General features: G+C 43.3%; 13 protein-coding genes. 10 read left to right on the top strand and 3 right to left on the bottom strand.

Going from position 1 to position 21,454, the window contains the following annotated elements; translation table 11 throughout:
- Positions 1-211 precede the first annotated feature (211 nt).
- Positions 212-1,642, top strand: a complete 1,431-nt coding sequence (locus T497_RS0110500; RefSeq protein ID WP_028515577.1) for a GGDEF domain-containing protein — start codon at positions 212-214, stop codon at positions 1,640-1,642.
- A 79-nt stretch (positions 1,643-1,721) separates the two neighbouring features.
- Here the strand turns inward: T497_RS0110500 and T497_RS0110495 are convergent, their stop codons facing one another.
- The 3 genes from T497_RS0110495 to T497_RS0110485 all read right to left on the bottom strand — a co-directional run bounded on the left by T497_RS0110495 (position 1,722) and on the right by T497_RS0110485 (position 7,068).
- On the bottom strand, positions 1,722-2,999 hold the full coding sequence (locus tag T497_RS0110495) for an MFS transporter (protein WP_028515576.1): 1,278 nt from the start codon (positions 2,997-2,999) through the stop codon (positions 1,722-1,724).
- Between the two features lie 248 nt (positions 3,000-3,247).
- Positions 3,248-5,164 carry a dockerin type I domain-containing protein gene (locus tag T497_RS16600; protein WP_155266897.1) on the bottom strand — a complete coding sequence of 639 codons (1,917 nt, stop codon included), beginning with the start codon at positions 5,162-5,164 and terminating at the stop codon, positions 3,248-3,250.
- The gene (locus T497_RS0110485; protein ID WP_028515575.1) at positions 5,164-7,068 is read right to left on the bottom strand and encodes a class I adenylate-forming enzyme family protein; all 1,905 of its coding nucleotides are present in this window, start codon (positions 7,066-7,068) and stop codon (positions 5,164-5,166) included. Before T497_RS0110485 ends, T497_RS16600 begins: the two co-directional genes overlap by 1 nt.
- A 680-nt stretch (positions 7,069-7,748) precedes the next feature.
- Between T497_RS0110485 and T497_RS0110480 the strand changes: the two genes are divergently transcribed.
- The 9 genes from T497_RS0110480 (at position 7,749) to T497_RS0110440 (ending at position 21,446) form a co-directional block, all read left to right on the top strand.
- Entirely contained in the window at positions 7,749-8,510 is a 762-nt protein-coding gene (locus T497_RS0110480) for an ABC transporter ATP-binding protein (RefSeq protein ID WP_028515574.1), read from the top strand.
- A 5-nt stretch (positions 8,511-8,515) separates the two neighbouring features.
- The gene (locus T497_RS0110475) at positions 8,516-11,032 is read left to right on the top strand and encodes an ABC transporter permease (RefSeq protein ID WP_037324896.1); all 2,517 of its coding nucleotides are present in this window, start codon (positions 8,516-8,518) and stop codon (positions 11,030-11,032) included.
- 11 nt (positions 11,033-11,043) lie between these two features.
- A complete protein-coding gene (locus T497_RS0110470) occupies positions 11,044-12,969 on the top strand; it encodes a serine hydrolase domain-containing protein (RefSeq protein ID WP_028515572.1) in 1,926 nt (641 codons plus the stop codon).
- Between the two features lie 15 nt (positions 12,970-12,984).
- Positions 12,985-13,722: a response regulator transcription factor gene (locus tag T497_RS0110465; RefSeq protein ID WP_028515571.1), complete on the top strand. Its 738-nt coding sequence runs from the start codon at positions 12,985-12,987 to the stop codon at positions 13,720-13,722.
- Between the two features lie 7 nt (positions 13,723-13,729).
- Positions 13,730-15,004 (top strand): sensor histidine kinase, encoded by a 1,275-nt coding sequence (locus T497_RS16595; protein ID WP_051530626.1) that lies wholly within the window; start codon positions 13,730-13,732, stop codon positions 15,002-15,004.
- A 137-nt stretch (positions 15,005-15,141) separates the two neighbouring features.
- A complete protein-coding gene (locus tag T497_RS0110455) occupies positions 15,142-17,682 on the top strand; it encodes a dockerin type I repeat-containing protein (protein ID WP_028515570.1) in 2,541 nt (846 codons plus the stop codon).
- 151 nt (positions 17,683-17,833) lie between these two features.
- A complete protein-coding gene (locus tag T497_RS0110450; RefSeq protein WP_028515569.1) occupies positions 17,834-18,202 on the top strand; it encodes a GntR family transcriptional regulator in 369 nt (122 codons plus the stop codon).
- Positions 18,203-18,208: 6 nt separating this feature from the next.
- On the top strand, positions 18,209-19,138 hold the full coding sequence (locus T497_RS0110445; protein ID WP_028515568.1) for an ABC transporter ATP-binding protein: 930 nt from the start codon (positions 18,209-18,211) through the stop codon (positions 19,136-19,138).
- On the top strand, positions 19,110-21,446 hold the full coding sequence (locus T497_RS0110440; protein WP_028515567.1) for an ABC transporter permease: 2,337 nt from the start codon (positions 19,110-19,112) through the stop codon (positions 21,444-21,446). The genes T497_RS0110445 and T497_RS0110440 overlap by 29 nt, the downstream gene beginning before the upstream one ends.
- The last annotated feature ends 8 nt before the right edge of the window (positions 21,447-21,454 follow it).

The raw sequence follows: 21,454 nt of genomic DNA, 5'->3' as shown, positions 1-21,454 counted from the left end.
TTTGTGAGAATAAGGCTGCTGTGGTATTTATCTACAACTAAAACTGCTTTTCATTGTATATAATCACAAAAAAGATACGGATATTATATTATTAACAAAATATCCTTGAAGAATCGCGTAAAAAATAGTACAATAAATTCAGAGAGTTTTTTATAAACGCAGAGAAATACTGATTATTTGATTTATTTTAAAATAAAAAGGGGGAGCTTTTATGGATTTTCAGTCATTTGTTGACAGTGTCCCGACAGCAGCCTGTGTTGTGTCTGTTGAGAAGCTTGTAAACGGAAATTACGGAAAAGTTCGCATTGTTACGGGAAATAAGCCTTACATCGACAGTATTGAACATCCTGCTGATAATCTGGCAATGCTTACACAGAAATTCATTCCCAACAGTGAATACACAAACTACCTAACCCGTGACATGAATTTCGAGGACGCCTGCTATAATGCGGCAGTCAACAAGAAATGCATTCACGCCTATGCACACCCTGCAAGGTTCGATGTATGGTTCAATATGACGTTTTTGCCGCTTTTCCCCGATGACGGCAATATCTGCTACTGTATGTACATCATGGAAGTGAACTTCAAGCCTGACGCTAAAAGAATGTCCACTATTTCCGCTGATATAGCCTCAGCTGTTCTTGAGACCTGTATCAAACTGAGAAGTCCTGATGATTTCAAGGAAACTATGGCTTCTATCTGTAAAGATATACGTGACCTCTGCGATTCCGAGCACTGCTGTATTCTTCTTATGGATACTGAGAAACGCAAATGCTCGGTTCTATGCGAGGCTTTTGCGGAGGATACCAAGCTTTTGCCCATGGAAAACTATGTGGACGACGCTTTCTATGATATCGCTGACTCATGGAAGGATACTATTTCGGGAAGCAACTGTGTTATCGTTAAAAACGAGCATGATATGGAAATAGTCAAGGAGCGAAATCCTCTCTGGCATAAATCTATTACAAGTGCAGGCGGCAAAACCATTGTACTGTTCCCCCTTGAGTTCAAAAATGAGCTTTTAGGCTATATCTGGGCGCTCAACTTTAGCGCTGAAGCAGCAGATACCATAAAGGAAACTCTTGAACTGACTACCTTTATCCTTGCTTCGGAGCTTTACAGCTACCGTATGATGGACAGACTTCATGTTCTCAGCTCAACTGATATGCTCACAGGAGTTATGAATCGCAATGAGATGAACAACTACGTTGACGCACTGGCTCGGAGTTCATCGAAAAAGTCTGTGGGAGTTCTGTTTGCTGACCTTAACGGTCTGAAAGCAGTCAATGACGGCGGCGGACATAATGCAGGAGATATGCTGCTGAAAAACGCAGCAAATGCTCTCCGTGATGTTTTTGCGATACATGAGATATTCCGCGCAGGCGGTGACGAGTTTGTTGTTATCATGCCCGATATCACAGCGGAAGAATTGAAGGACAAGGCTGATAAGCTGCGCAGGGAATCCGAAAAATACGAAAACGTTGTATTTGCTATAGGTGTGGCTTATGAAAGCGATGTAAAGAATGTACGTCTTGCTCTCCATAATGCAGACGAGCTTATGTACGTCGATAAAAAGATGTACTATGAGCTTCACCCTGAGAAAAAACGCGGCACGATAGATAAGCGTCACGGAACAACGTGATCGCTTCAGAGAATGATGCAAAGTCTGATAAATATAATGAAAAAGGAGCCTTTATGGCTCCTTTTTGTATTATAGCAGATTATTCCTTTTCTTTTTTCAGAAGCAGGCTGAAAATTACGCATACCGCAACGCCCGACACTCCGAGGATAGCAAAGAGCATAGCTGCTCCCGAACCCTTACCGCTGCCGAATAATGATACAAATAGAGTATCCGAGGCTTGCCCTGACATGAAAGGCTCAAAGACCTTGTCGATAAGTATGCCTCCCGACAGATAGCCTACAGGGATAGTGAAGAATTGCAGCGTATTTCGGCATGAGTAGACTCTGCCCTGCATATCGGCAGGTATAGTGCTTCTGAAAACAACGTCCAGATTTGCTCCCATATAAGGTATGAAAAGCCAGCCAAGAACTGCCGCCGCACACCATACCACAGGTGAATCACTGAATGCCAGCATGAAATTCTCCGTGCTCATGGATACGAAAAGTGAAAGGCAGATAGCCTTTATTCGGCTTTTAGGCGGACGTGTGGACGAAGCTATGAACGTTCCCAGAAATGTTGCGGCTCCGACGCAGAAATTGACCGTGCCAAGAACTCCCTCGCCGCCGTTGGACTTTGAGAGTATCATAGGGGACAGAGCTGCATTATATGCCGAAGCTATGAGATTTATGCCTGAAAGGAAGAAAATCAGCTTGAGTATCAGCGGATTTGCCTTCAGCCATGAAAGACCTTCCATTGCGGAAGAAATAATGGATACATCAGTCTTTTCGGTGTGCTTTGGCTCAGGTATCTTTATAAACAGCAGCAGTACCATGAACGCCGCTGAAAAGGTGATAAGGTCAACAGTCATAACTGCTGATATACCGCCGAATGCAAACAGCATTGTAGCCAGTACAGGCGTCAGTATAGTATTCATGGACTGGGAAAGCGAGCGCAGAGCTCCTGTTTTCTGATAGTATTCCTTTGGAATTAGCTGAGTTGCCGCTACTTCGCTTGCAGGCTGCTGGACTGTATTCATAAGACCGTTTAAAGCATTGAGTATATAAAGATGCCACGGCGCGAGAGAACCTTTTTTTACCAGCAGAAAAGCTGCTATTGTTGTGAATGCCGCGAACAGGTCGCATACGAGCATTGTCCGCTTTTTGTTCCATTTATCGCTCAGTGCTCCTGCAAAAATGCTCATTGCCACATAGGGCGCGTATGAGCATACAGTCAGCAGAGCTGTTTTCAGTGCCGAGCCTGTGCTTTTGTACAGCCACAGTCCAAGTGCATAGGCGGTCATCGAGCTTCCCAGCGTAGAAAGAGATTGTGTGCCCCATAGTAATAAATAGCTTTTGAGTTGCTTTATCGAAGTTTTCATTTGACTTTGCTCCTTTGATATTATTTATCGTCAGAAATGCAAAGTCCGAGGGTATTATCAAGTTATTCTCCATGCAGTTCCCTCAAACCTTGCATGGAGCGTATACAACGCATCTTCTCATGATATTCACCTCTTTGAGTTTGATTCTGCATAGTATGCAGTTTGATTTCAAAATTATTATATCATAAGTAATTGAAAAAAACAATGACTGCAAAAAAATCGGGGCTAAAAGCCCCGATAATTCGTTTTTATCTTACTCTGCCGTAAGGAGCGTGCATTCTTCCGTAAGGTGAGTGCATTCTGCCGTAAGGTCTTGTCGGATAAAAGTATCCCATAGTGTAAGGATTGGTGTTGTACCAGTTGTATCTTGGATCGTAATCACTTGTGAATAACATAAGTACATAGCTGTCGTACCAATCGACTTCACCGTCTTCGTTGATATCAGCATATCTGAGATCAGCGTCTGAAAGCTGTATATAACCAAGTACGTGAGACATTATGAGCATTGCGTCATCTGTATTTACCTCATCATCGCCATTGACATCTCCGAGAACCCTAAAGTTGTAATTTGATACCTCTTCAGCAGGAAGCGTTTCCTCAGGAGCTGGCTCTTCAACAGGCTCCGGAACTACCATTCTTTTATTGATAGTTTCGGACATTGTATTGAACAGGATATCAGCGATCTCCTTGTGACCGTTTGCATTTGGGTGTGGATCGAAGTCGTCCTCGGGAGAGATGCCGTAAACGTCAACATAAGTTGCGCCTGTTTGTGCTGCGACTTCAATGAGCTTCTCATTGAGACGGCGCATCTGAGGATCAACGTTCTTGCCTGCTGCCTGCATAGCCATAGGAGCAGCTATCTCAGCTGCGATAGCTTTTTCAGCTGTTGCCTGACTTTCTGTGCGGTTCTTTGACATAACTTCCATAAGGTCTGTAAGCTCTGAAAGGTCGTCATAGTTATTGATGAGATCAATAACTGACTGGAGCTCGTTGATATCGTCGTATTTGAGAAGAACGTCCATAAGCTCTTCCTTTGCGGGAGCGTTCTTGGAAACAGCTACAAGTTCTGAAAGCTCCTGAACCTCAGTGATATCATCGTACTTTTCAACCATTGACAGAACGTCTTCAAGCTCTGCCGAGTCGTTGTACTTATCCATGATATCTTCTATTTCTGTTATCTTGTCGACCTTATCATTAAGGTTGTTTATGTAATTTGCAGTCTGCTTGCCGCTTGCAGTGAGCTCGTCCTCGCTCTCGGCAGCAGCATTTGCAGCAGCAGCGTAAATTTTTCCCAGTACCTCAAAGATATCCTCTTCCATTGTCTCGGATTCCTCAGCTGTACGGTAAGGATTGAACATACCGACGAGAGCTATATCAGCGTCGCCGTTGATTCCCTTGACTGCCTCAACAACGCCCTTTACGTGGCTTGCCGAATCGTCAACAAGTTCGTCAGCCTTTGCGCTTACATTGTACATGAAGCTTGCGGCTTCGATGAAATCATCAGAGGTTATGCTGTCCTTGTTCTCGTTGATTATCTGGAGACCGCCGCCGAGAGCTATTTCTGTGTCCATACCGAACAGTGTGAGCATGAGTGAAGTACCTGCTGCTCTGAGGACAGGATTTTCGCTGAATACCATCTGAGGAACGATGCTCATGATAATATCGTTTCCGCCGAGCTGAATGCTTACAAGGTCTGCTTCTGAGAGGTACTTGTTGTAGTAATCATGGTAGGGGGTAAGTACGTCGCTTGCGCCCTCGCCGAGATACATTTCAAGTATTGTTGAAGCGAATTCACCCTTATAGCCTTCGTTCTTTATTGTCTTTTCAATATCCTCTGCACGGTAGGCTGTTGAAGCAAGGTTTGTGCCCTTGACATTGTAGCCCTTTTCTTCGCCGAGCTTTTCAAGATATTCTGTGAAAATTGCAGGATATGCGCCCTTTACGGGATCAGCAAGGAGCTTGTCTGTGATGACAAGTGCAGGATCCTCTGTAATATTGCCCCCTGCAAGACCGAAGCCTGCTGCGATACTGTCGCCGAGTGCTACATAGTTGTAATCGCCGTTTGTTGCATTTTTGTCATTGTTTGCTGCAAAAGCAGACATTCCTGCTGTGTTTGTCAATGTTACTGCTGAAACAAGAGCAGCTAATATTCTTGATGCTTTCATTACTTTTCCTCCTCGCCGTAGCTTTCTGTTACTGGTATTACGAAATTTTTGCCTGTTCTGAAAATTATTGTACTGCCGTTTTCCGAATAATCTATAAGTAAAAGACGACCGTTTCCGCAAGGTGCAACATATCCTCTGTAATCGTGAGTAAGGAGGATATAGTCTCTCTTAGCGGTTATTTCGCCGATCTCAAATTCCTTGTAGAACTTGACAGCGTCAAGGTGATATTTATTGCAGATATATTCAACGAGCTCAGCACTTGGCTCTGCTTCGTCGGGATCAAGGATTATCTGACCTACAACGTCGTAGCCGCCGCGCTCGTTCTTGAAAGCGCTTATCTCCCACTCATTGATAGGATCGTTCTCGTCGAGAGTGCTCTCTATCATAAAGAGATATACGCGCTTGCCGTTCTTATCAACATAAGAGTCGGAAGCTCTTCCCATGATAGTATATGAGCCGTCTGCGTGCCTTACAGCGATATCGCCTGTAACTCCCCATTTCATGCCGTTCTCGTCATAGTACCAGCGCTCTGCTGTAGCCTCGGGATTGTTCAGATAACGGTCTGCCGAAGCAGGGCTTGAAGCGTGAAGATTAGCCAGTACCTCGTCCTCGTCAACGATATTTCCGTCATCGTCCACAAGCTTTACGTATACATATGGCTCAAGCGGCTTGCCTGTTTCGTTGGTCTTTGTTTCCTCGTCCATGAAGTATGTGACCAGAGTTGCGCCGCCCTCTTCGCTTGCGCCGCCGCCCAGTGAGAATCTCACATTGCAGCCGTTATCGCGGAGCCACTTGTCTATCTTGCGGACAGAGTTTACATTTACAGCTTCTCCGCCCGAAGCAGGACGTCTGAGCATTTCAAGTGCGGTAGGGGAGAGAACTCCCTGTCTTACGCTTGTAAGATAGAAGCTTGCAGTTGCCATTACGCAGTTGCAGTTTGTCTCGGAAAGGTCCCTTGCGAATGTGTATTTATTATAGATAGGTCTCGGAACCAGTGTACCTCCTCTTGCAAGGGGCATGATAGCGCAAACGCGCTCGCCTGTCATATGTGTCAGGGGAATGCACTGGAAATTGCGCTCTCCGACATAATTCTGTGTATCGAGACCTGCGTGCATCTCAACGTATGCGTTCAGCGAGTACTCCTTATAAACAACGCATTTAGGCTTGCTTGTAGTACCGCTTGTATAGAAATAGCTGATATCGCGGTCAAGGTCTGTAGGACCGAGGTCCAGCTCTATGTCACTGTTTTCGCCTGCCTGTCTGAGGTCTTCAAGGCGTATGAATTCCACGCCCTTTATCTTGTCAAGGTTCATCAGACACTCTGTTATCTGCTTGATGTCGAAAACTTCCTGCATTTTCTCGGGCATTTCCGAAGTATCAAGGAACATTCCCTTCTTTTCCTGCGGCAGGAAATCGTCAAGGCTCATCAAGATGACCTTTTTGATGCTGCTGTTTGAAAGATGCTCTGTGAAATAAGGAAGAAATGCGTCCAGAGTAATGATTATCTCTGAACCCTTGTCCTTTGTATAAAGCGGAAAATCATCTTTCAGGAACAGAAAGTTTACGTTATTGCTTACAGCCTTTATCAGGTTGCAGGCGAAAAGCAGCATAAGGTTTTCAATGCTTACGGGGAGGCAGAGAGTAACAACGTCGCCCTCCTTGACGCCTGCAAGCTTTAAGCCCTTTGCATAGGCTTCACGAAGTGCAGGGAGCTCTCCGTAGGTTATCTTTGTGCCGAAGTAATCAATTGCGTCACCGTCCAGATTATCCTGATTGAAAGTCATGATATTATCGAAAATATTCATGTTGTAGATCTCTACCCCATTGATGACGCGATCTACCCTTGCCCATTCAGGGAATTTTCTTACAATTGTACTTGTGTTGACGTGTGTGTGTGTGTTCATAATTATTTTTCCTTTCGTATATTGTAATGGGCGGATATATTTCTGCATTAATAAATAATACCCCATTATTCTTGCAGAAACTGTCCTCTATAATCCCAAACAGCAGCTGAGAAACTCTGACCGCGTATACACAGCTTTGCTGTTCATTTATGATTATAACACAGAAATTATTAAATAGTCCTTAAATATATCTTAAATGTTTTTTATATATTCCTTAAAAAAACTATTCATTAGCGCTAATTTGAAGCAGGCTTTGTGTATAATATGTGAACTTAAATTTTATAAATCCCGATATACAGGCAAATTCTGTGACTCGACGAAGCTTCAAAAAACACAGCAGCCTGAATTTTAGCGTTACAAATAGGAGCCTAACATTTAACAAATATTTGTGCACAATATGTAAAGATATATTACTTTATCTACCTGCGAACCACATTTTTAAAATAAAATGTCAGCTGTTATAATAGAAATTGATTTGCTTTCTGATATGTGGTATAATTTTATTTATAAAGCGGAAAGAAACAGTTAAGAATCTGATAAGAAATTGATATTAGTATGATAAAGACTTTTCTGACGGTGTGATGTATAATGTAATTACAGACATCGGAGCTGTTTAGATCATCAGCGGTGTACGCAGCTATTATATTATAATAGTGCGCCGCAAAAAAGGAGAGAAAAATATGAGTTCTTCTATACTTCATACCGAAAAGCTGTGCAAGACCTTTTCAAACGGCGGCGTTCAGCAGCACGTTATCAAGAATCTCGACATCGAGATAAGAGAAAAGGACTTCACTGTTATCATGGGCGCGTCAGGTTCCGGAAAATCCACATTGTTATATGCACTCTCGGGAATGGATAAGCCCACATTAGGAAAGGTATTCTTCGGAAATGAGGATATCTCAGGGTATTCCAACGACCAGCTTGCAGTTTTCAGACGCAAAAACTGCGGTTTCGTATTCCAGAGCATATACCTTTTAGAGAATATGACCGTCTTTGACAATATCATGACGGGAGCACTTGTTGCTCAGAAGAATTCCCCCGAGCTGGTAAAAAAGGTGGGAGACCTTCTTAAAAAGGTAGGCATAAAAGAGGAGATATGGAAAAAATATCCCAATCAGCTATCCGGCGGTGAATGTCAGCGTGTCGGCATAGTCCGTGCTGTCATCAACGATCCTAAGATACTCTTTGCTGACGAGCCTACGGGAAGTCTCAATTCGGCGTCAAGCCGCGATGTGCTTGATATTTTCACCGAGCTTCACAGCAAGGGACAGAGCATTGTAATGATTACTCATGATATCAAAACCGCTCTTCGCGGCAACAGAGTCATATTCCTGTCAGACGGCGCGATAGTCGGCGAGTATGAAATGCCAATATACGGTACAGACGACCTGAAAAAGCGCAGAGACGGCTTGCAGGAATTTCTTGACGGAATGGGCTGGTGATCGTTATGAACAAGATCGTCAGACTATCATGGGCAAATATAAAAAAGCACAAGCTTGAATCAATAGCTCTTATGATACTGGTAATGCTTTGCATGATGCTCTGTGCTTCGGCGTTTGGAGGCATTATCGGCTTAAAAAACATATTCCCTAATATGATGAAGAACACGGGAAGCTATGAGAACTACGTGCTTATAACCGAAAAGGATTTTGATGATAAATTTATTGATATCCTGAAGGAGGACGACAGAGTAGAGGACTGCGCCCGTTCAGAGGCTCTCTACAGCATGAGCACCAATTATCTCAATGCGCTGGGCAAGGAACAGTCCATGTATATGTGCTTTATCACACAGGAAAACGAAGCAAAGATACAGCATTCTCCAATGGAGACTAAGCTCAGCGACAGCGAGATAGCCGCTATGGAGCACCCGATCTATATGCCCTATTCGGTACGTGACAGTATGAACTATAAAGAGGGCGACAAATTTGAAATGATATACGGTACAAGGAAGTTCACTTTTACTGTAGCAGGTTTCTATGATACTGCTCTCTTTGATACTCCGAACAGCATACTTAAAATGATAGTTTCAGAGAGCGATTATCATGTTCTTGAAGCTATCCTTGATAAATATGTGGTACTTGGTTTCAATGACTTCAAAGGCAAGGGCGGAACAGAGCTTTTCAATGATATGCTTAAAGAATTCTCGGATTATTCGGGAAAAGATATTTCGGGCTCTGCTCTTGGAATAACCTATGAGGGATTGAAGATGGGAGTTACTTACACTGCGGAGCTTCTCCTGAAATTCCTTATCGTAATGTCTGCTGTTATAATTGTTTGCGTTGCTGTTATGATAAGATTCAGAATTGCAGGAGATATCAGCGAGCAGATAGTTTCTATCGGAGTACTTGAAGCTTTAGGCTATAAATCAACTGATATTACTCTTTCCTACGTCCTTGAGTATATCCTTATCTCGCTTGCAGGCATTATCCTCGGCACAGGACTGTCTTTACTGGTAACACCTGCACTTATCAGCGTTGGTGAGATAGTATCGGGACATCCCAGCGGCAGTTCTGTATCATCAATGCCTATCGCTGTTACAGTGGCTGTAATACTGGCATTTGTAGCTTTTATTTCCTTTATAAGAGCTTTCAAGGTCAGAAATTATCCCCCTGTACGTGCATTTCGCAAGGGACAGGGCGACCACCGCTTCGGCAAGGAGCATTTCCCGCTCAGAAAGACAAAAAAGAGCGTTCATCTCCGTCTTGCAATGAAGGGATTCCTTAAAAACTTCAAGCAGAATCTCGGACTTACTCTTTGTGTCACTATTTCCACGATAACTATCGTTGTTTGCTTTGTAATGTTCAATTTCTTCTCAGGGGATATGAACGCTATAGCGGTCAGCGCAGGTGTAGAGCTCAGTGACCTCCGTGTTGAGCTTATGAATACAAGCGATGCATATGCGTTTGCTGAAGAGCTTGTGGAAATACCTGAGATAAGAAAGGCTGTTCCCACATCAGGTTTTACTACATATCTCACAGCACCTGATTATAACAACGACCTGATGATACCCGTTGCGCTTGATGATTTCAGCGAAGCCGAGAATATATTCCCCTCTGAGGGACGTTTCCCCGAGCATGACAACGAGGTCATGATAACAAATATGTACGCTAAGCTTTGCAAGCTCAAAACAGGAGACAGTATTACTCTTGACAATGTCAATGTCAGAAGAAAATACGTTATCACAGGACTTGTTACGTCTGCAACCAACGGCGGTATGAACCTGTATATCACCATGGACGGTATGAAGCGCATAGTTCCGACCTACAAGCCCGATACTATTGAGATATATCTAAATGAGGGCGTTGATGCTGATGAGATAAGATATTCTCTTACCGAGAAGTACGGCAGAAGCGTTGCAGATGTTGCTCAGGACAGAAGCGACAGCGAATCCTATGAGGAAAGGATAAGAAACGAGGCTGAAAGAAAAATTGCCGAGATAATGGCAAACTATGGCGTTACACACGTTGAATACGCTATACAGTCAGGTGACACTGTCATTAAGGGCAACAGTGACGGATTTATTATCAAGTCCATAATGAATGTAAGAAGCATAATGGAAACACAGCTGGGGGCTATATCTATTGGAATTGCTGTCCTGACGACGCTTTTTATGATAATATCAGTTTTTGTTGTAATGATAATCCTGTTTATACTCATGGAATCCACTATCAGAAAACAGCGCAAGGAATTCGGCATAATGAAAGGCATAGGCTATACCTCACGGGAGCTTATGCTGCAGCTCGCATTCAGGATAATGCCTGCGGCTCTGTTCTCGGTTGCAGCAGGTACTGCTGTGGGAGTTTCACTGCTTAAACTTCTTACAAGCTATATCGGCAAGGTAAGCGTAAATATGCCTGTGGTTATAATACTTGACGTGATACTTCTTATGTTCTGCTTCGGCTGTGCATATATCGGAGCAAGAAAGATAAAGAAGATATCAGTCTGCGAGCTTATGACAGAATGAGGGGATCAATTATGAAAAAAACAAGAATAGCATCTCTGCTGGCGGCAGCGCTTATCGCTGCCCCTGCAATGACATTTGCAGCAGCGGAGAGTTCGGATAATACAGCGGCAAACAAGCCCTACAGCAGCAGTGATACTTTTTCCTGCATAGGCTCGGTCAGCAAGATGTTCGCCACTACAGCTGTTATGCAGCTTGTGGAGCAGGGAAAGGTGGAGCTTGACGCTCCCGTGACGGATTATCTGCCCGATTTCCGCATGGCAGACGAAAGATACAAGGATATAACCGTTCGTATGCTCATGAATCACACATCGGGACTTATGGGCACTACAGCAGGGGATTTCATGCTGTACAACGACAGGGACGCAGCTCCTCATGATACTATGCTGAGAGAGCTGAGCACCCAGAGACTCAAGACATTCCCGGGAGATTACGGTGCGTACTGCAACGACGGCTTTGAGCTTCTTGAACTTATAGTCGAGCATGTGAGCGGCGAGAGCTTTACCGATTATATCGAGAAGAATATCTGCGTTCCTCTCGGAATGCAGCAGACAGGCACTCCCTGGAACGCATTCAGGACTGACGAAATGGTCAAGACCTTCATCAACGGCAATGTTGAGGTTACGCCTGATTATTGTATGGACCTCGGCTCAGGCGGTATCATGTCCACAGCAGAAGAGCTCTGCACATTCGGCAGCAGCTTTTTCAAGGGGGACAACAGGCTGCTGACTGATAAGTCAAAGAAAGAAATGTCAGAAAACAAGACAGCCGACAAGTATGAGGACGGCTTCGGACTTGGCTGGGATCAGGTAGATTACGATGACTACAAGGCTGCAGGTGTCAAGGTAGTTAGCAAGGGCGGCGACGTAAGTCATCAGCACGCACAGCTTCTTGTTGCTCCCGATGAAAAGATAAGTGTATCAGTTCTTTCATCGGGCGGCAGCAGCCTTTACAATTCTCTTATGGCTGAGGCTCTTATGGATATCGCACTTGCGGACAAGGGCATAAATGTTGAGCACAAAGCTCCCGAAAAGAAAGAGACTCTTGATACAGTTCCCGATAAGTATCTGGCTTATGAGGATATCTATATCTCGGCAGCTGGACTGAATTATGTCAGCTTCCCCGATAAGAAGTACATGGAGATAAAGACATTCACTGATGACAAGACTGATATCAAGCAGTATAAGTACACAACTGAGGACAGCTTTGTGCTTATGGACGGCAAGATAGGCTCAGGCAAGGAGATCCAGGCTAAAAATCAGAGCATTCTTATTTTCCGCGAAAGAAACGGCAGAGACTATATCTGTTCCGATAATTGCATGGACTTGGGCGGCATGGGAAATTTCTCTATGTCGGGATATGAAATGATGAGAGCTGATAAAAATCCCGTCAGCGATGATGTACAGGCGGCATGGGACGCAAGAAGCGGAAAAAAATACTATCTTTCCAGCGGAAAGTACTCCAATGTGTATTACGCAGAAATGCCGTTTGTGAAGGTGAATACATATCCCGAGATAAGGGGCTATGTAGGCGGCAGAAAGATAGTTGACGCTGACCGTGCACAGGCTGCTCTTGTAATGCCAGGCGGACGTGATTTAGAGGATATTGAGGTCAGAACGGAAAACGGTAATGAGATATTAGATATAACAAACTGCGCTCTGGAGTTTATCTCCGAGGACGCTGTCCCTGAGCTTAAAAGCGACGTAACGGAGATAAAGCTCAGCACTAAAAAAGCAGTCTGGTATAAGCTCGGAAAAGGCGACAGCAAAACTATTATCCTTGATATGCCTGAGAATTCCGCAGTATACGTATACGACAAATATGACCGCGTGACTTATTCAAGCTATATGAAGAACTACGGAAATACAGTTCCGCTCCCCTCTGAGGGCAAGATAGTATTTATCGGTGAGGACGGCAGAAAGATAGGTATCACTCAGTAAAGGGAGGACTTGCAGATGAAGTATCAGTGCCTTATGGTAGATGATGATATAACTATTGCAGAAACTACAGCAGAATACTTCAATATCTTTGATATTAAGACTGCTTATGTTACGGGATACGACGAGACCTTGAAGTTCCTTGACGAAAACGAGGTGTCTCTTATCCTGCTGGATATAAACTTAGGGGAGCGCTCGGGCTTTGAGCTTTGCAAGCAGATAAGAACGGCATACGATATGCCAATACTGTTCATAAGCGCAAGGACAAGCGACGACGATATCCTGACAGCGCTGAACATAGGCGGTGACGACTACATAAAAAAGCCCTATACACTGAATATACTTCTTGCAAAGGTAAAGGCGATACTAAACCGATATGAAAAAGCAGCGGAGGCAGCAAATGCTGTCTCCGCCAAAGCTGTTTCTGTAAGCATTGAAGCTGAGACGTCAGAACGCAGGATAACAAAGGATATCCTGCTTGATACGGGTACACGTAAGCTCTATAAAAACGGGAAAGAAGTCACAATGAAGCAAATGGAGTATAAAATGCTTCTGTATCTCCTCAATAACCGCGGCAGAGTTGTCACAAAGGACGAGTTTCTCAGAAATGTCTGGGAGGACGAGTACATAGGCGAGGGAACCATACCTGTGCATATACGTCATCTCCGCGAAAAGATAGAAAAGGATTCGAATGCTCCCGATATAATCAAGACCGTATGGGGAGTAGGCTATATCATCGAGAAAACGGAGGAATAGGGGCAGAATGAAGAATTACAGCAAGATATTGCTGCTTCTGGCGGCAGTAATGCTCGCAGGTCTGGCAGTTTTTGCAAGGATGACCATTTCCTACCGAAGCCATGAAACAGATCCGCTTTTTATAAATGACATCATTCAGACCGTTAAGGAGAACATCGACCATATAGATTCTCTTGAAAACGAAGATTTAGGAACACAGCTCAAGGTCTTTGACAGCAGCGGATTTATGATATATTCCACAGGCGGCAAGGAAATTGAAGATGTGACCTCGGTCGAGCAGTCAACATACAAGGGCTATATCTGCCTTGCGATAAATGAGGGCGGACGTTTCCTTGGAACGGCAGTCATACCCGATCCCGATAAGAACGGGTATAATATAGTAAGAAAAAAGCTCATCTATGCAGCAGCGGCGTTTATTTCGGTACTGCTTCTTTCGGTTGTGCTTTACGGCGTCTACGTCCACAGGACTATCATAAGACCTTTCAGAAAAATGGAGATATTTGCGGAAAAAGTTGCACAGGGAGAGCTTGACGCTCCTGTTTTTCTGGAAAAGACCAATATGTTCGGTTCCTTTACCGAGAGTTTTGATATAATGCGCGAGGAGCTGAAAGAGGCGCGAGCAAGAGAGGACGCTCTTAAAATAAAGGAAAAGGAAATGGTAGCTTCTCTTAGCCACGACCTTAAAACGCCTATCACAGGCATAAAGCTCATATGCGAGCTTCTCATCGTCAAGGTCATGGACAGCTATGTTACAGATAAGATAAGCAATATCCACCAGAAAGCAGAGCAGATAAACGTCCTTGTAAGCGACCTTCTGTCATCGGCTCTTGACGAGCTTGGGGAGATGAACGTGGAGTGCCGTGACGAGGTATCGTCCATACTCCATGAGCTTGTTGCGGAGCACGATATCCGTTCTCTTGCAAGGGAGGGTGATATCCCCGAGTGTATCCTCAATACCGACAGGATACGTCTTTCACAGGTCATCGGCAATATCATAAGCAACTCCTACAAGTACGCGGATACACCCATAGATATAAGCTATACTATCAAGGACAGATGTCTTGCCATGTCCCTGAGAGATTACGGAAACGGAGTCCCCGAAGAGGAGATAGGTCTTATCACAGGCAAGTTCTACAGGGGAAAGAGCAATTCCTCAGGCAAGGACGGAAACGGACTTGGACTTTATATCTCTAATGAGCTTATGAACAAGATGAACGGCGAGCTGATATGTTCCTGCATAGAAAAGGGAATGACCGTAACACTTATGATACCGCTGGCGTAAAATGACAGATAATGCATAAAAAAGCAATAAATGGGTTGAAATCTGTATACGACGATGTTATAATGTAGTAAACATAACGAAACAAAGCCGTAAATTAATACTGAAATAACAAAAAAATGATATAAGGAGGAATAAGAATGAACCTAAAGAGAATAGTATCAGCACTTTCAGCAGCCATGACATTATCCTGCGCATATATCCCGACGGTCAATGCGCTCAGTGCGGTCTATGCCGAAGAAGAAGGAGAGGACATAATTTACATACCTGATTTTCCGCAGGAAGTCCTTGACGAATTCGATATCGACTGGACAGGACTCGGCAGCAACAGATTTGTTGAAAACACTGAATATGACGCCGACAAGAACCACAACAAGCTTCAGTATGACGGCGGCTACGCCATGTTCTCATATCAGGCTTACGTAACGTACTTCTGCTATAGCGCAAACTGGCATGACTGCGATAATTTCACCATGTATCAGTCCAAGGATTTCCCACTGCCCGAATATGCCGATAAGCTTGACCTGAAAATGGATATGTACCTTAACTGCAATATAAAGAAAGAGGGCGAGCTGAAATTCGGACCTCTTCTTGAGCTCAACAGCGGCAAGGATGAGCTTTTTATCGTTGAAAAGCGCACTGAGTCAACAGATTTTTCTGCTTGCGAGAAGATAGGCTCATATGTATCTGATGATATGGTCTATGAACTTTACAAGGAAGCAAAAGAGGACGCAGAAGCTCCTGTTCGCTATTATGCAGTAAATGTAACAGGTATCGTAAAGGAAGGTACAGAGGAGCAGTTCTATGGAGACCTGATATCAAATATCTCAGATCACCTTGCAAAGCTCCACGAGCTGACAGGCGCAGGAACGAGGCTCGACAAGTACGGTATACTTAACGAGGGCAAGAAAGGTAGAGGCTATTCCTTTACTAATTCATGCCTGACAGGTTCATATCTTACGCTGCCCGAGGAAGAACTGACCTTGGACGAGAACCACGAGCCGATAACCTACGACCACAGCTTCGTCAAAAATATCGACGGCTGGAGATATTCATTCCAGAACTTTAATGCCTGCTGGCCTATTGACCAGCTTGAAGACGGAAGATATGTAAATCCTTCTCACGAAAATAATTCAAAGATGACTCCGCTGGGAGACGGAAAGTTCCATGCAGAGGTCTCAGAGTGGATAACCTCATGCGCTTCTGTAGGAAAGGAATTTGACGGTAAGGCATCTGTTCTTGATAAGAATTACAATTTAAGCTGTAAGTATAAGTCATCAAAAAGCATTTCCCCTGCCGCTTCAGTATATATGCTTGATCCCTATGTGCGTGTGGAATTTCAGGAGAAATCATGCGCGTCAGAACTTGAGATGTTTGAATATCAGGGTAATATCGAGCTTGACGGCGAAGAATACGAGGTCTATCGTCATAGTCATCCCGACTATGATATACAGCCGCTTTTGGAAGAAGGATTTAAGTCGTACTATATTGTCCATGTTGACGATGTAACCGATAAGGAAGAAAGCGAAACAAAGGAATTTTCATATCCGATATGCGCACTTATCGATGCAGCAAAGCCCTATGGCTTAGAGGCAGGAAATCTTGCCCGTGTAAGCGTTGTCTGCAATTCATTCTCAGGAGATTATAACGTAGATATTCTCGAAACAAGCCTTACAGAGGCTGAGCCGACAGAAAAGGGCAGTATCTACACAGATGTAAAAAAGCATCGTGACGTATGTATAGCACCGTACTATTTCAATGCCATTACTCAGGGTTATATGCGCGGTTATGAAAACGGACTTTTCAAAGCCGAATCAAAGGATACATATTATTCGGAATTCTCAGCAGGCAAGCGTATTCCTGACAGAGAGAAGTTCGTTCTTGATTCCTGTAATAACGTAAAGGCTAAGTACAAGGTTGAAAATACCTTTGAGGATAAGTACGAGATAGGATATTCCATCAGTGCCACAACAGTCTGGAAGAACGTGGGTATTCGTATTATCGAAAAATGCAAGAATTTCCCCATAGACTATAATTACAGCAAGAGTGAGTTTGACAATAACGGGTTTGATTTTTCACCGTCAAATTCAACAAGCGGATATGGCTCGGGTGAGTATATAACGACAGAAACGGCAGACGGACATAAACGTGAACTGTATGAGTATGTAACTACATATTCAGCAGGCGGTCATGAATATGACCTTTACAGCTATAAGCACGAATACCATGGCTGCTTTGGTATAAACTACTTCGAGGAATATGTCAGCATAAGAAAAGATCAGGATGACGGAGATATTCTTGAGGGCAGCGTTGACCTGAGCGAACATATCAGCGGTATAAATGCTGGCTTCTCAGGCAGACTTTCGATCCTCAGAGTCAATCTTATCGCAGAATCACTTTTTGTGAACGGTTCTGTAAAGGCACTTAAAAACGACATAGACTTTGAGAAAATTGAAGTTCCTGATGTTATCATCGGCGATTTTAATAAGGATTCAAGCGTAAATTCGCTGGACGTTGTTACAGCGAGAAAGCTTCTTATAAGTCAGCTTACACTTGAAAACACTTCTGATTTTGAAATAATGGACGTAAATCAGAGCGGTGCATTTGATATTGCGGACGTTCTGCTTCTGCAATCCTTCGTTGTCGGCAAGATCAAGGCATTTCCACAGGCAGAAAAGTGATAATTATATTTCAACTCCCACTGGATAATACAGTGGGAGTTTTTTATAAATTTCAAAAAAGCCCTTGACAAACGGGATAATATGTGTTATTATTCAAGTGTAATAACTGTACTATTCGATATAGTACACACACTACAGAAAGGAGCTGCCTATGTTTTCTATTGACCTGACGAGCAGGATACCCATTTATGAGCAGATATATCATAAGATAGTAAATCTCATCATAAACGGTACTCTTGCAGAGAATGATCAGCTTCCCAGCGTAAGAAGCCTTGCGAAGTCCACAGGAGTCAACCCCAATACAGTGTCCAAGGCTTATCAGGAGCTTGAGCGCAACGGTGTGATATACTCTGTTCCGGGGCGGGGGAGCTTCGTATCGGCTCAGAATTATGATGAGTTCAGAAAAAAGGTACTGACAGATTTTGATTCCACTGTGAATGAAGCCTTTGAAAAGGGGATATCTCCCGAGGATTTGAAAGCAAGGATAGATAATCTGTATCTCTCATACGGAAAGGAATGATGAAGCATGATCGAACTAAAGAATACAGTAAAAAAATTCGACAGCTATACGGCTCTTGACGCCGTAGACCTGAAAATCGAAAAAGGTACAGCATTCGGACTTCTCGGCTCCAACGGAGCAGGCAAATCCACTATACTTCGCCTTATATCTGGCATATATTCTCCCGAATCAGGTGAAGTCCTCGTTGACGGAGAAAGCGTTTTTGATAATACAGACGTAAAGCAGAAGGTATTTTTCATTAATGACGAGACCGTACAGTTCGGAGCTTTTACGCTGAAAAAGCTGAAAAACTACTACAAGAACTACTATAGCAATTTTTCTGATGAAATATTTGAAGCACTGCGCAAAAAGACGGGACTTCCTCTTGATAAGAAGATAAATACGTTCTCAAAGGGCATGAAGCGACAGGCGATAGTTATCATAGGTCTTGCCTGCCGAACCGATTATCTGCTTCTTGACGAAGCATTTGACGGACTTGATCCCACAATGCGTATCATCGTTAAGAAAATGCTTGTTGACGCAATGCTTGACCGTCAGCTTACAACAGTTATATCCTCACATAACCTCAAGGAAATAAACGAGGTCTGTGATACGGCTGCATTGATACACAACGGAAAGATAGTATTCTCCCGTGATATCGACGATGTTAAGGGCAGCGTACACAAGATACAGGTGGTATTCAACAAAAACGAGGACGGCTCTGTACCGAGCTATACCAAGGAGGACTTCGCTCAGGAGGGAATCGAGATACTCCATTATGAGCAGAGCCAGAGTATATGCTTCATAATCGCAAAGGGCGATATAGAGGCAATAAAAGCTTCTCTCCTTACAAAGCGTCCTATGCTGACAGAGGTCATACCGCTCACGCTTGAAGAAATATTTATCTATGAACTGGAGGTGCTCGGCTATGACAGCAGCGACAACATCGGAGAATAAAAAGAAAGGCTTCTTCTCTGTGCGCTTCAAAAGCAAATTTTCAGAGGATATGAAGCTGTTTATCACCAATATCGTATTCCAGCTCTTCTGTCTGCCTGTATTTGCGGGAATACTTATATGGGAGACACATCTGCAAAACAACCAGATCTTTGACCGTACCGATTCTATACCCTTTGCAATTATTGCAGTCATCGCACTGTTTCTCAGTATAGGAATGGGCTTTGTAGTTCCTATGGTCAATTTCCGCTATCTTTACAATAAATCCATTGTGGATATGAACTATTCGCTTCCGTTGAACAACCGTCAGCGCTTCTTTGCGGATTATTCCTCAGGACTTATCACCTATGTCGTACCTTTCCTTATAGGCGGAATAGTTGCCCTGATAGTGCTCCTTATCGGTTCGTGCTGCGTTGAAATGGACTATGTGATGGATTATATCTATGATATGGTAAGGATATTCTTTATCATGATAATTGGACTGATATTGCTGTATACTATCTCTGTATTTGCCATTACCTTTGCAGGCAGCACCTTCGAGGCACTGTTCAGCATAGCAGCTGTAAATGTAATGATTCCTCTGTTCATTTATATTACATGGGGTAATATCGTTTCAGCGGCACATTTCGGACTGACTGAAAGCTCTGTCACCAAGAATTATACTTTCTTTACCACAAGCCCGATAGGCGTATTGGGATTTTTTATAACTTATCTTGATGATTATTATATGCCTCATTCTTATATATCAAGCGGAGCAGTATATGATTTGACCGAGTATACATTCATGGATTCCATGTATTTCAACTTCATTATAAGAAGTCTCATTTTTATTGCGGTGATAATTGCAATTACATTCCTGCTTTACAAGCACCGCAAGGCAGAGGACGTTTCAAAGCCCTATGTTTACAAAGCATTTTATTACATCATCATGTCGGCAGCGGTTTACAGTATTGTTACAATAATGAAGATGACTGCGATTAAGAGCGGACTTATAGCAGCGCTTATAATCAGCGGTATAATCTGGTTCGTTATGGAGGTCATAAGACGCCGCGGCTTCAAGCGCTTCTGGACGGCTATCATAAGCTTTGCCGCTGCAAGCGCAGCTGTTATAGGCATTATCAAGGTCATTGAGCTTACAGACGGTCTTGGCAGAGCAAAATATATCCCCTCGTCTTTATTGGTCAGTGATATTGAGATAGAGATATGGGGATATGATATGGCAGACAATGCTGTTATTCTCCATGACAAGAAGATAATTGATGACGCTATAAGGCTTAACAGGGAAATTATAGACCGCCATTTTGAGCCTGATAAATACAGCTATGTTCTATCAGATTACAGATTAAGTGATGATGACAGACTTTATAGCGAAACAAAGAAAAAAAATTATGATTTGGATATAGCGGATATAAGAATGATATACTACACAAAGGGCGGTTCAGCTATTGTTCGTCAGTATAAAGTTCCTTCTGAAATGCTCACAGATATAAGCTGCGATATATATACAGATAAAGAATTCGCAGAGAACAAAACAAAAGAAATTTATTATAACAGCCTGAGAAGAGAAGGCGATCCCATAGATTACATCGATGAAAGTCATGCTGATTACTGTAATTTTGAATTTAGAGATAAGTTGGATGTATCCAAGAGTATCGAACTGTCAGTTGAAGAGGGAAAAGAGCTTGCCGAGGCTATCCGCAGGGATTATACCGCAATGACAGCGGAGGAGTTCAAGAACGCGGAGTTTTACAGCTATATAGGCGATATTATAATCAATTCTGCCTGCCATGAGTCTTTACGCTTCATGGACGAGCATAATATCGCGTACAAAAAGACGGGCAGCGAGCTTCTTGATGAAATTGATACCTATTCGAGCCCTGTTACAGTATCTCCTGCGCGTGAATATGTATTCCCACTGATGTATTTCAAGAATTATAATTACACTAATGACTTCAGCTATAACGAACCTTCTGATTATGACAACTATACAAACGAATGCATAAAGCTGGATTCCGTTTTCAACCTCAGACTTTACAGAGGACGTAGCTATATTCACTACGGCAAAAAGAAGCATTTTGAGTTTGCCAACACCGATGCGGTAGAAACTCTTCTGGAAGCAGCTACTCCTGTAGTAACAGGAGAAAAGGTGCTTGCAGAGGTGCAGATAGGCTCTATAACCCTATTTATCACTGACCGAACAGGAAACGATGTGATGATAGAAAAGGCAAGGGATTCTATCAAGATAGTAGATAACAAAACAGGGGAGGAATACGATCCCGACCTTTATTACGAACAAAGCTACAGTAAATAAATCCATGA

This window comes from Ruminococcus flavefaciens MA2007, assembly GCF_000621845.1.
GTDB classification, from domain to species: Bacteria; Bacillota; Clostridia; order Oscillospirales; family Ruminococcaceae; genus Ruminococcus; species Ruminococcus flavefaciens_E.
The sequence above is the reverse complement of the archived record's forward strand: the minus strand, read 5'-3'. Positions and strand labels throughout refer to the sequence as shown.